Source organism: Paenibacillus sp. UASWS1643 (genome assembly GCF_008693195.1).
Lineage (GTDB): Bacteria > Bacillota > Bacilli > Paenibacillales > Paenibacillaceae > Paenibacillus > Paenibacillus amylolyticus_B.
In genome coordinates, this window is record NZ_VXKZ01000113.1 from 61,494 (window position 1) to 74,566 (window position 13,073).

General features: G+C 47.2%; 8 protein-coding genes. 3 read left to right on the forward strand and 5 right to left on the reverse strand.

Going from position 1 to position 13,073, the window contains the following annotated elements; translation table 11 throughout:
- Window positions 1-191: 191 nt before the first annotated feature.
- The gene (locus FE296_RS20650; protein WP_150366151.1) at window positions 192-1,037 is read right to left on the reverse strand and encodes a hypothetical protein; all 846 of its coding nucleotides are present in this window, start codon (window positions 1,035-1,037) and stop codon (window positions 192-194) included.
- Between the two features lie 198 nt (window positions 1,038-1,235).
- Window positions 1,236-2,513 (reverse strand): methyl-accepting chemotaxis protein, encoded by a 1,278-nt coding sequence (locus FE296_RS20655; RefSeq protein WP_150366152.1) that lies wholly within the window; start codon window positions 2,511-2,513, stop codon window positions 1,236-1,238.
- A gap of 334 nt (window positions 2,514-2,847) precedes the next feature.
- Between FE296_RS20655 and FE296_RS20660 the strand changes: the two genes are divergently transcribed.
- Window positions 2,848-4,281, forward strand: coding sequence for an aspartate ammonia-lyase (locus FE296_RS20660; RefSeq protein ID WP_124117146.1), 1,434 nt, complete (start codon window positions 2,848-2,850; stop codon window positions 4,279-4,281).
- A gap of 120 nt (window positions 4,282-4,401) precedes the next feature.
- Here FE296_RS20660 and rpoN read toward each other — a convergent pair whose 3' ends face one another.
- Window positions 4,402-5,706, reverse strand: a complete 1,305-nt coding sequence (rpoN, locus tag FE296_RS20665; RefSeq protein WP_150366153.1) for an RNA polymerase factor sigma-54 — start codon at window positions 5,704-5,706, stop codon at window positions 4,402-4,404.
- 86 nt (window positions 5,707-5,792) lie between these two features.
- Complete coding sequence (gene pruA, locus FE296_RS20670) at window positions 5,793-7,340, reverse strand: L-glutamate gamma-semialdehyde dehydrogenase (protein WP_124117148.1); 1,548 nt, start codon at window positions 7,338-7,340, stop codon at window positions 5,793-5,795.
- A gap of 319 nt (window positions 7,341-7,659) precedes the next feature.
- On the opposite strand from pruA, the gene FE296_RS20675 reads away from it, so the two are divergent.
- On the forward strand, window positions 7,660-8,583 hold the full coding sequence (locus FE296_RS20675; RefSeq protein WP_124117149.1) for a proline dehydrogenase family protein: 924 nt from the start codon (window positions 7,660-7,662) through the stop codon (window positions 8,581-8,583).
- 470 nt (window positions 8,584-9,053) lie between these two features.
- A complete protein-coding gene (locus tag FE296_RS20680; protein WP_223868965.1) occupies window positions 9,054-10,907 on the forward strand; it encodes a sigma-54 interaction domain-containing protein in 1,854 nt (617 codons plus the stop codon).
- A 46-nt stretch (window positions 10,908-10,953) separates the two neighbouring features.
- Here the strand turns inward: FE296_RS20680 and FE296_RS20685 are convergent, their stop codons facing one another.
- Entirely contained in the window at window positions 10,954-13,023 is a 2,070-nt protein-coding gene (locus tag FE296_RS20685) for an nSTAND1 domain-containing NTPase (RefSeq protein ID WP_150366154.1), read from the reverse strand.
- Window positions 13,024-13,073 lie beyond the last annotated feature (50 nt).

The following is a 13,073-nucleotide window of genomic DNA, read 5'->3' on the forward strand; positions in this document are numbered from 1 at the left end:
GTCCATATTTCCTATCAGTAGGCAGCACAAAACGAGGCTGTGTGTCCCGATTTTTTTTCAGCCTCGTCCTGTTCCCTGCTGCCTATCAAGGCAGAAAGGCAGATATTCTTTATACATGCTTGTCTGGCAGAACTTCACTTTCATCAGGAGACCTGCCAACCCTCGTCACACCAGATGTCTATATGACGCTATCAATCAAAGGATTCATAATATTCTTCTTCATACACTTCCATGCTGTATTTCAAATTCGCAACCTTCCACTCGCCATCCTGATACTCATAAGCGAATGTTAGATCACCAGCATATAAAGCCGCACCGTAAGATCCTGCTGCGGATACGACAAGTTGGCCATTCTCCACGCTGTAATAGGTTACTCCACCGAATTTCAACTCTTTGTTATATACGCCGCCACTCGTATCTTCTTCAATCTGTAAAGGTTCTGCTTGAACGCCATCAACATTGACATCCACATCCACACGGTCTGAGCTAACCGTAACTACCGACTTCACATGCTGTTTCGCAATCTCATCCAGAGATTGCATCTTCATCTCTTCGAGCGTTACCGGATTAATGATACGTGCTTGTCCCAAATAAATACCTGTTCCATGCCCTTCCGTGTACAGAACAACGATCTCTTTCTGTCCGTCTCCATTCAGATCCAGCTCGTGCACTTCGGGTTTGTAAGACCCGCCTTCTCCTTGCCAATCACTAAATTCTCTTGTCTTGCCGTCCACTTCCAAAATCATTCCGTTATATATATATCCTGAACCCTCAACTTTCATAGGGTATAATCTGACCTTCTCATTCTCTGGAGCTACCGAAACGTATCCCTCTTTCACAGGGGTTGATTCCTGTGTTGTCTTCGCTGTGTCATGCAATTTATCTATATTGGAAGCCTCGACCGCTGCGGTCTGGCTGGATTGATCATCTATATTAAGCTGTTTTTGCGATTCATTCATGGTTCTGGCAGCCGAAGTTGTACTAATCGTAGCTACCGCCAAAATAATCATCAGCAGGATACCTGTCCAAGTTTTCAATATACTGGGCTCCTTTATCTGTTGTGATAATCCTATTATATCTTCATTTATCGCCCGCAAGTTGCGAATTTGTTAATCTTTCATAAAATAATCTTTACAAATTTCTGTTTTCACGAAAGAACGTTCGGCTTTAACCAGAATAAGCAAATTATTATGCCAAAACTGTTCTCAAAAAGCAAAAAAAATCCCGAACACAGCTTAAGGCTGCATCCGGAATGCTTTGGTTTTGTCCAATAACCGATCGGTTAATTGTCTCAGTTCTTCAGCCGAGGATGAAATCTCCTCCATGATGGCTGTCTCTTCGTGTGCGGCATCCATAATTCGTTTCGCTTCATCCGAGAACGATCCGGCTTTCCCCTGGATCTTCTTCACATGACCATGTGTTTGTTCCACACGTCCCGTCTGCTCTGCAATTTTGGAACCGATATCATGCGCACCCTTCATAAATACTTCCACCGTGCCCGTCAGCTCATGCAACGTCTGATCCACAGAGATGGTCCGCTCCGATTCATTAACCACGAGACCATGCTGCTCATGAGACAGTTGTGCTGTCTCCCTGATTCGCTGCTGCACACGACTAATCAGCTCATTAATCCGATGTACCGATTCCTTACTCTCGTCTGCCAGCTTACGAATCTGCTGCGCCACGACTGCAAAACCAGATCCTTCTTCGCCAGCTCGTGCAGCCTCAATGGAAGCATTCAGGGCAAGTAATCCTGTTTCCTCAGCAATATTTTTGACTGACTGGGTAATTACCTCGATATCAGAGGCTTCCTTCTCCAATAGTAGCATAATGTCGCGGGAACGATTGTGTGACTCAGCCAGCTCGTCCATGCCTTTCATCAGCGATGAGAATGTCTGTTTTGTATGATCTACCGATCGTTCCATCTGACCGGACATCTCTGTCATGTCCATGGACTGGCTATGCATACGCTGGAAATCGTTCAGCATCTCATCCGCAGTGATCAGGGATTGATGGGAAGTAACCTTCTGCTCTTCTACGCCTACCGCAATATGATCCACCGCTTCTGACATCATCTCGATCTGCTCCGCAGCTTGGGTAATCGCTTCACTCAGAGACTGTGCGTTCTGTGAAGTCGTTCTTGTACTGTCTGCAATATCATTTACAATGCTTCGAAGGTTAGAAACCATTGCGCGAAAAGCATCATATAATACTGTAAGTTCATCCTGCGTGCGTCGCTGTGGAATTTCGGTTGTCAGATCGCCCGCTGAAACCTGCTGTGCAGCCCGGGACAGGTGAACGATTGGACGAGTCAGCCAGCGTGAGGCAAACCATCCCAAAATCCCGTTCCAGCATACTCCCATGATCAGGATAATCGATATGTATACCCAATTCGGAATATCTAATGTAATCCAGTCTTTGACAAAAAATATAAAAAAGCCGCTAGTTCCGTAGGTAATAATCGAAATCAGTACCAGACCTGCGACAGTCTTTGCTCCTAAAGTCCATTTCATGTGCACACCCCGTAGTCCTTTTTTCCTATTTTACCAATCAAGTACCAAATTTCATGTGATATACATCACTGAAAACGTTCTATTCCTCCCATACTTGCCGTTCATGCATGACTTCTCTACCATAAAGCGCATAATGTATAAGACAAGCTTGGACACTCCTCCCTTTCTTAAAAATTGAATAATATTCCATTTAATATCTCTAATTTTATTTATTATCGGCACAAGAGGCCAAATGATTTAGATTGGCATCCATTTTGCTTAAATGATATACTGAGTGCGCTTCAGCAATGCTGAAGCCGAACTATTTTTATTGATGCCACTGGAGGCGAACGAGATGTCTACTATGTCCACACGGACGGAGAAAGATTTTATCGGTGAAAAAGAAATCCCGGCTTATGCTTATTACGGAATTCAGACGGTACGGGCCGTGGAAAACTTCCCGATTACCGGCGTTCCGGTACACCGGGAGCTGATCACGGCTCTGGCTGCGGTGAAGAAGGCAGCAGCGATTACCAACATGGAGTTGAAGATGCTGCCAAGCAAGATTGGCGAGGTGATCGTCATGGCGGCTGAAGAAATGATGAAAGGCCATCATCTGGATCATTTTATTGTAGACTCCATTCAGGGCGGTGCAGGCACCTCCATGAATATGAATATGAACGAAATTTTGGCCAACCGCGGGCTGGAACTGTTAACTAAAAGCAAGGGAGACTACTTCCATTGCAATCCCAATAATCATGTAAACATGTCCCAGTCCACCAATGACGTGGTACCTACAGCACTGCGTATTGCGGCGTACCAACTGTCGGAGACGTTACTCGCTACCATGAAAAGACTGCAGGAGGCGTTCCATAAAAAAGAAGTGGAATTCAACGATGTGGTTAAGGTTGGCCGTACCCATCTTCAGGATGCCGTGCCTATTCGCCTTGGACAAGAATTCGGCGCTTATGCCCGCGTCATCGGACGGGATATCGAGCGTCTTGAATTCGCCAATCGCCGCCTGCTTACCATTAACATGGGTGCAACTGCGGTAGGTACTGGACTTAATGCCAAACCCGAATATATCGTCAAGGTTACAGAGCACCTGTCAGCTGTTACCGGACTTCCACTACAAACAGCTGAGGATCTCGTGGATGCAACGCAGAACACAGATGCCTATCTGGAACTTTCAGCGGCGCTGAAGGTATGTGCGGTCAGCCTGTCCAAAATCTGTAATGATATTCGCATGATGGCTTCAGGTCCGCGTGCAGGATTCAATGAATTGCTCTTGCCACCGCGTCAGCCAGGTTCGTCCATTATGCCGGGCAAAGTCAACCCGGTTATGGCGGAAGTCATTAACCAGGTATCCTTCCAGGTGATGGGGAACGACCATACGATCTGTATGGCGTGTGAAGCCGGTCAATTCGAGCTGAATGTCATGGGCCCAGTTATTGCGTTCAACTTGCTGCAATCCCTGAAAATTATGAATAACGGTATCGATGTTTTCACACGTTATGCAGTGGAAGAGATGGAAGCTAACCGTGAACGCTGCGAATTAATCATGAAGCAAAGTTTCAGTGTAGTCACGGCGTTGAACCCGCACTTAGGTTATAATGTGGCAGCTTCCATCGTGAAGGAGGCGCTCAAGACTGGACTTTCCTTGCAAGAAATTATTTTAGAACGCGGATTGCTGACACCGGAAGAACTGGAAGAGATTCTTCATCCGGAACAGATGACTACACCAGGGATTGCCGGAGAACACTTCCTGCGTAATATGGAACGTTTGTAGGTAATCAGGAAAACTGGTGCAGAACCCAAACACGAATAATTAAAGAAGAACCCCCGCAGACCGTTTATACGGTTTGCGGGGGTTCTTGTATTCTGAGATGATAAGACGCCAGCTATTTGATTAAGCCCATCGTTTACGCTCAAGGGAAGGCAGAATCTGAAGTTCCTCCCTGTACTTGGCAACCGTTCTGCGGGAGATAACAATCCCCTCCTCGGCGAGCAGTGTAGCCAAATGACTATCCGAGTATGGACGCTGAGTCTGTTCCATGCGAATGATTTCTTTTAATCTGCGTTTCACCGCTGATGCTGATGTTTTATCCCCTGACGTTGTACTGATTCCGGAGTCAAAAAAAGCTCTGAGTTCATACACACCATGTGGGGTCTCAATGTATTTACCGTTCACCGCACGACTTACCGTTGATTCATGCATGCCAATCTTCTCTGCAATAACAGCCAGATTAAGTGGTTTTAGCGCGGATGGACCTTTGACCAAAAATTGCTTTTGCTCTTCCATCACTGCCGCCAGCACACGCACTAAAGTCCTGCGCCGCATGTGTACACTCCGAATGATAGCCCTTGCCTCTGCCACGCGGGTAGACCAAATTGCGTTCGGAGCCTCTTCCCTGATCCAGCGGAAGCACTCTTCATTCATTGATACACGAGGGTTACCTGCTGCATGCAGACTATAATGGACCTCACCGTTACGCAACCCGACAACGGCATCCGGAATAATGTAATGTGGCCGTTCTGTACATCCGATGGATCGACAGGGCTTGGGGTCCAGACGTGTAATATAGTCATAGGCAGTCTGAGCTTCCCGTGAAGTCATACCTAATCGACTTCCTGTTCTACCTGGGTGAAAAGGAACCAGTGCTTCCAATCCGGCTTCCACCATCCGCTCCGCATTCAGCGTTGCTGATGGATCACGTCTAATCTGGAGCAACAGACATTCTTGCAGATTCCGCGCCCCTACACCAGCAGGGTCCAGCGATTGGAGAAGCTCCAGTCCCGCTGCAATTTTGCTCATCGGTTGCTCAAGCGCTGCTTGCCCCTCTGCCAGTTCAACGGTGAGATAACCATCATCATTGACGCATCCTGCCAAATATACTGCCACACTCTCCAATTCGTCCGGAAGTGTCATCACTCGAATTTGCGCAATCAGCAATTGTTCCAGTGTAGACTCGGCACCTCTGACCTGAAGCAGCGGATCGTAGGAATCATGCCTGCGCTGATCCAATCGCCGTGGCACCCTGGCGAGAGGCGCAGCTTGTTCTTCCAGTTCAAGAACTGGATTTTCCTCCGCCGCGTCAAGCAAGTAACGAGTCAGATCCTGGCCAGACATGGTCAGCAAATGAAAGGATTGTTTCATCTCCGGCGTGATGGACAGCCGATTACGTTGTTCCTGCACCAACTGAACACCTAACATCCGTTCCCCTCCTTATGCGTTGCAGGGATAATAGCATACTATTCAAGCGAATGTAAGAAGTTTTTCGTCTAACCATGAGTTTCTGTCTAGTATTTCTCCGATACCAGCTTCGCCTGTGTAAACAGCAGCAGATAGTCTCTTCCACCTGCCTTGGAATCCGTGCCTGACATGTTAAATCCGCCAAATGGATGCGTGCCTACCAGTGCTCCGGTACATTTTCGGTTGAAATACAGATTACCCGCGAAGTACTCGCGTCTGGCCTGTTCCAGATGTTCACGATTACGCGAGATCACCGCGCCGGTCAGACCATAGTCTGTATTATTGGCGATATCCAAAGCATCCTGGAAAGATTCTGCTTTGATGAACGCAAGCACAGGTCCAAAAATTTCATCCTGAGCAATCCGGGCTTTGGGGTCCACATCGGCAATTATGGTTGGTTCAATGAAATAACCTTCAACATTCCCTGTACCGCCACCGTGCACAAGACGACCCTCTCCCTTGCCGATCTCAATATACTCCGTGATCTTCGCATATGCCTTGTCATCGATAACCGGTCCAACCTGACTGCCCACTTCAAGTGGACTGCCCATCGTCAGTTTCTGTGTCCGTTCAATCACTTTTTGCAATACTTCATCATATACATCCTTATGAATAATGGCACGGGAACACGCCGAACATTTCTGCCCGGAGAAACCAAATGCCGAAGCGGTAATGGACTCTGCCGCAAGCTCCAGATCACTGTCACTGTCTACAACGATGGAATCCTTGCCACCCATCTCTGCAATGACCCGTTTGATCCATTTCTGGCCTGGAGCTGTACGTGCTGCACGTTCATTAATTCGCAGTCCTACATCTCTGGAACCGGTGAAACTGATAAAACGAGTAAGCGCATGATCCACGAGATAATCGCCCACTTCACTGCCTGGTCCTGGTAAAAAGTTCACGACGCCATCCGGCAGGCCAACTTCTGCGAGCAGTTCCATAAATTTCGCGGCAATTACCGGAGTTGTGCTGGCAGGCTTTAATACCACCGTGTTGCCAGAGACCAGTGCAGCAGAGGTCATGCCTGCCATAATCGCCAGCGGGAAGTTCCAAGGTGGGATAACAATGCCAACGCCCAGCGGTATATAACTCAGTTCATTATCTTCCCCTGCAATCCGCACGAGGGGCTGGGGTTCACTCAGTCGCTGCATATCCCGTGCATAGAATTCCATAAAATCAATGGCTTCCGCTGTATCCGCATCGGCTTCAGGCCAGGTTTTGCCGGCTTCATAGACCATCCATGCGGAGAATTCATGCTTGCGACGGCGCATAATGGCAGCTGCTTTGTACAGATAACGAGCCCGTTCATTCGGATCGGTATGTTTCCAAGTGCGGAATGTCTCCGCCGCTGTCTGAATGGCCTTTTCGGCCAATTCCTGATCTGCCTGATGGATCGTTCCGACGACTTGATTCTTGGCCGCGGGGTTCACGGACGTTAACGTGCGGCTGCTTGTTATTTTTTGCCCACCAATAATAATCGGGTATTCCTGCCCAAGTTCAGCTTCTACCTGACGAAGTGCGTCTTCAAATGCTTCCTGGTTCGCCTGGACCGCAAAAGGTGTGAATGGTTCGTTAACAAAAGGGATATTCATCAATGATTCCTCCTTCAGGATGTGGGGTTCGCTGGCTGCTCGCCTGAATTTTTTTGCATGTTACTCATCACCAAATATATGTAGCAAAATCCGTGCCAACTCCGGTTGGGATTGAAATATTTTTCTCGTTCAATTCAACTACTGAAAATTCACACGGGCCACTCCGATGACAGAATAACCTTCCGATCACTGTTATCCCCAGTTTTTTTAATTCCTTTTTATAAAGTTAAAATCTCCATGAAAAATAGTAGACCATCGTCAAATCTGGCACGTTTCTTGCTTGAATTAAGGATGCACAATGCTGAAGGAGGAAACGAAAATGAGTGTAGGAACGGAAATATATCGCAAAACCTTATTAACCGTGGCAGGCAACAAAGCTGTAGAGAACCTGTCCATTAGATATGGTAAGAAGCTGGCAGGGAAGTTTATCGCAGGAAACACCTTGGAAGAAGCTCTCAAAGAGATCCACATACTCAATAATAAAGGCATTATGGCTACGCTCGATCATCTAGGCGAAGGTATCACACGTCTGAGCGAAGCGGCATTATACAGGGATGAGTATGTACGACTGGTAGAAGGCATTGCACGTGAAAGGGCAGACTCCAACGTCTCGCTGAAACCAACCCAGATGGGCCTCGCACTTGACCCGGAAGAGGGTTATCGAAATATCCGTACCGTTGCCGCACAAGCCAAATTACATGATCTATTTGTTCGAATTGATATGGAGGATAGTCCATTTACTCAAGCAACGTTGGATATTGTCCGAAGACTGCACTCGGAAGGACTGCATAATACAGGCACAGTATTGCAAGCCTACCTGCATCGCACCGAAGAAGATACACGCGATATGATTCGGGAAGGCATTCGGCTTCGGCTGGTTAAAGGTGCTTACAAAGAACCCGGATCAGTCGCCTATCAGAATACTTCTGAAGTCATTCATCAATTCAAAACGATGATTCGTAATCATCTCGATCAGGGTGTATACACGGCGGTTGCCTCGCATGATGATCACATCATTAACTGGACGAAACAATACGCCAAAGATCGGGGAATCTCGCCGGATGCCTTTGAATTCCAGATGTTATATGGTCTGCGCATGAGCGAACAGGAACGTCTCGCCAAAGAAGGCTATCGCATTCGTTGTTACGTACCTTATGGCACCATGTGGTATCCGTACTATACCCGCCGTTTAGCCGAAAAACCGGCTAATCTCTGGATGGTCGTTAAGAATATGTTCCGTTAAATGATAACCATGCTCTCCTGTTTTTTTTTGGGAAAGCATGGTTATTTGAGCTATAAACTGAATTCTCATTCTTAACACGAGATCCATTCACATGTCTAAAATTTAAGAAGCCTCGAATTGAAATGTCTAATATAATGGACACTCCTGTACCTGTTCAACCTCGTTCAATCCCCCGCGGTCCTCTTTCCTCCGGTCTGACAGCTCTATTTAGCAAGATTACAAACGTCAGGTTTCATAACATTAAGTCCACTCAGAACCTTTAAATTCCAGCTACAAGCAACACTTCTCTTCACTTCAGTCTTATGTAATCGCATACATTAAAAAGCGAAAACTTATTTATAGAGTTCAATATCCCAACCTGCCCAATTGATGTCAAAAAATATATACACAACTACACCAGAACGTTATAATAAACATAATTTCACATTATTCATTTTGCCTAAGTATATGCTGCAACCGAGGTGATTCTGATGAGACATTTACTACCTGAGCTGAAAGCTTTGTTACGAACCGATATGTGTATTCTAGATGAAGCCCTGTATGACGAACACCCACTTCAGTCTATACCTTCAGAACTCCATATAGGTACGGACAGACCTGTCTTTATGCGCTGTAATACAGAATACGCCTGGTTGTACAGCCAACCCAATAGAACAGTACCATACGGCCGTCTTCCTGTGCCTGTCGTCTCTGCTTCGATCGAACTTGCGGAAGTGATCCCCTTATTTGCTACGAGCCCTCTTCTATTAATAAAGAATGATCAGGGCGAATATGAGGGATATATCTCCGTATCCGATGTTTTGCATGCCATGATGCATGCGCATCGCCTTATAGAAGCTTATTTTGAGACCACACTGGAGACAGCAGGCTCAGCTCTGACATTAATTAATGAAGAGGCCAAGGTAGCCTACTGGACAACTGGGGCGGAGCATGTTTTTTCGATCAGCAAAAAAGACATCATTGGACAACCCGCAGCGGACTTTTTCCCTCCAGATCGGCTACAGTCTCTCAAGACGTTGTATACCGGCGAAACGGTCTATCGCAAACAGCATCAGCCACGGCCCGACTTGTTCGCCCTGATTAATGCTCGTCCTGTCCAACTGGATGGACATATTGTGGGTGCAGTTGCTGCCGAAGTGGATATAACAACCGAAATCCGATTACATCAGGAACTATTACATATGACCTCCAAAGTCCAGCACCTGGAGAAAGCCGTTGCTCGGCTACGGCCCGAATTAGATCCATTCGCCAGAATCAAGGGCAGCAGCACGGTCATTAAGCAGTGTCTGGAGACCATTCGTAAGATCAGTACCACCTCAGCAACCGTACTTATCCTCGGAGAGAGCGGCACAGGCAAGGAGTTATTCGCCAAAGCCATTCATGATCTTCGTGAATTGCAGACTGCACCATTTATCGCTATTAACTGCGGGGCAATTCCCGCTTCATTGTTTGAAAGTGAATTATTCGGCTATGAGAAAGGTGCATTTTCCGGAGCGGATCCCAAAGGAAAAAAGGGCAAGATTGAGCTTGCCGAAGGGGGTACTCTTTTTCTGGATGAGATCGGTGAGATGCCATTGGAATTGCAAGTGAAGCTGCTTCGGGTGTTGCAGGAGAAGAGTTACTTTCCTGTGGGGGGAACACGCATGAAACAGGCCGACTGCCGGATTATCGCTGCAACCAACCAGAACCTGCTCAATATGATTTCCCGCAATCAATTCCGAGAAGATCTCTACTATCGACTGAATGTCATTAACCTTGTCATCCCTCCTCTGCGTATGCGCAAGGAAGATATATATGAATTAACCCAGACGTTCCTTCAAGAATTCTCATTGCTCTATAACCGTCATATTGAGCTGGTTCCACCTGAAGTGTTCAAGTTGCTGTTCCAATATGATTGGCCAGGCAATGTACGTGAATTACGAAATGTGATCGAACGCCTGACCATTCTGACGACAGATGGTGAGGTGAAGCAGGAATATCTACCTGATACCCTCACTTCCCTCACCATGCAAGAACAGTCTGAAGGTCAACTGACATCCGGAATTCATTCACATGCCAAGAGCGAAAATCAGAAACCTCAGGATTCGGCGAGAGCAGAATCAGAACAAGAACCTCGAACGGTTGCAAATGTGGACGAATTAGATATCTCGGATGATTCCGAACTTGTCTCCGGTGTTACCTACCAGCAAAAATTGGACACCCATGAGGCCCAACTTCTAATTCAATATCTGAAAGCAGCAGGTGGCAATAAACGAACACTCGCCAAGCAACTTGGCATCTCCAGGGCAACGCTCTATAATCGCATGAAGAGGCTTGGTCTATGACCAGCCTCTTCTTGTCGTTATTATCGGTATATGAATGAATAGAAACCTACAAAATCCGCGCCAAGCGAGTCAGCGCTGTTCTGAGATGGCGATAAAATGTCGCCCGACTCATGGAACACGTCTGGGCTGCGGCAGTTGGATTGCCAGCATGCGTCCAGTAGGCCGCGTATAACAGCATCTGATCCTGTGGAGATAGGCCATGCACTCTGCCTTCCAACAGATCCATGACATACAACTGTAACTGGATTCCATCCTTTACTCCTCTAACCCTGCCAGCATATTCATGCAATTCTCCCGGGGAACGAAGATCCCCCAACATCTTGCGAACATCCTGTTCAGTCCAGATTACACCATCCAATTCCGTTGTTTCCGGCTGTGTACGATCCTCTGTTGATTCCGGATCAAGCAGAGACATGACCCACTCTCCGAATTGGCCGTTACGCAAATCCAAATCAAGAACGTCCGCCTGGTCCTCAAATCTGTCGCAGACACGAGTGCGGGTTCTTCGCATCCGAAATCCAATACTTTGCAAAAATAGTTTCAGGTGAGGGTTCGTTGCAACGAGCATCGCTCGCGCACCATCACCCAGCAGAGACAGCCGGTCCAGTGCCATGTATCCTACCAGTTCTTCTCGTTTATAACCAGGCACATCATCTCTTGCCGCAGCTAGCAAAGCAAAGTGAGTATCACTCTGATCCGGGTCATTTTCGAGCTCTTGTGGTGTAAAGCATTCATGCATCTCATTTGGAAAATATTTCAGGAGCAGCTCACTGCTATCCCTATGTACAAGTACTGTGATAAACATGGCGATCGTCTCCCCGAGCTTGTCACGCATCAATACAATCCCTTCGGGATAACGTTGTGCAAGTTCATCCAGGAAGGGACCATAGGATAACGCCTGTCTTGGTTCCACGCTGTACTCGCACCATTGCTGTAACAGGCTGTGCAGAACGGGCATATCCTCGCTTCTCATCGTTTCGAGAGGTGAGAACAAGGAATCACGGGACACATCTGCGTACTTGCGGTATTGAAGCATGGATTCCTGACAGAGCAACAGCATCTTCCGGGCGATCTGGCGACGCTCATGTGGGCCCGCCTGCTCATGCAGCGGTTTCAGCAGCTTCACGATCTTGATACGCATGGTCTGCAACCGATGAGGCTCACGTTGGCGAAAATCTCGTAGTAGATGTACTCTGGCCATATCATGCAGGGCAAGACCATCCGGGCCGGAACGGATAAACGACATCTGTCTCAGCATGTGGTACTCTTCTTTTGTCACGGTCATATCCAGTACTGATGATAATAATTCCTGATTAGCTGTCTCAAGCAGTGTCAGTACCTCCACTACGGGATGCAGACGGGGTGTGGTAAGTTCCAATAATAATCGAGCACTGATCATATGTGACAGTTCAGCCCATTCCGACTGTGGAAGATTTCTCCTCTGATCCGCAGCTTCTACAGCAAGGGCCAGCCCCAGCGGATGTCCATCGGTCATTCTCGTAATGGTACCTGCCATCCCCTGATTCAGAAAGCCTGCCACCGTGATATATTCCGTAATCTCATCAACTGTGAAATGTTGAAGCCGCATCTGTATAAACCTCTGATGTAATCGGGGATGTGTCCGCCAGGTGGACGCCAGTTCCGGGCGTGATGCAAGAATGACAAGTATCCCTCTCAACGGAAGTTTGGATACAAAGACTTCCATGAACCAGCTTTCTAACAGAGCGAGCTCTTCATAATTATCCACGGCCAGGACCATTCTCTTCTCAATCGATGTGTCTCTCAGCAGATTCAATGGTCGCGGGTATCCCTCACTATCCATTGTTTCCAAACCTAATGTAGAGGACAAATAATCCATAAAAACGGAAGGTGTCCCCCCACATGATCGGCCATCCATCCAGATTGCCGTCGCACCTCGATCTCGAGAGACAGATAACATTTCTGAAAGCAAGGAAGATTTACCAATGCCACCCATGCCGGTAATTGAGAATATGGTCAATGGGGCTTCCGGATTATTAAACCACCGCTCCAGTGTCGTCAGTTCCTTGGTTCGACCAATGAAACGTTTGCCATCCTCAACATATTTGTCGTATTGAGCCTCACTACTGTTTCCCATATATGTCCTCCGTACTAGATACTGGTACTTTTAATGTACTTTATTTTCTC

Excerpts from the sequence above, each read along its gene's own strand:
- FE296_RS20655 (WP_150366152.1), bottom strand. The coding sequence starts at position 2,513 with ATGAAATGGACTTTAGGAGCAAAGACTGTCGCAGGTCTGGTACTGATT.
- FE296_RS20680 (WP_223868965.1), top strand. The coding sequence starts at position 9,054 with ATGAGACATTTACTACCTGAGCTGAAAGCTTTGTTACGAACCGATATG.
- FE296_RS20675 (WP_124117149.1), top strand. The coding sequence starts at position 7,660 with ATGAGTGTAGGAACGGAAATATATCGCAAAACCTTATTAACCGTGGCA.
- FE296_RS20660 (WP_124117146.1), top strand. The coding sequence starts at position 2,848 with ATGTCTACTATGTCCACACGGACGGAGAAAGATTTTATCGGTGAAAAA.
- pruA (WP_124117148.1), bottom strand. The coding sequence starts at position 7,340 with ATGAATATCCCTTTTGTTAACGAACCATTCACACCTTTTGCGGTCCAG.
- rpoN (WP_150366153.1), bottom strand. The coding sequence starts at position 5,706 with ATGTTAGGTGTTCAGTTGGTGCAGGAACAACGTAATCGGCTGTCCATC.
- FE296_RS20685 (WP_150366154.1), bottom strand. The coding sequence starts at position 13,023 with ATGGGAAACAGTAGTGAGGCTCAATACGACAAATATGTTGAGGATGGC.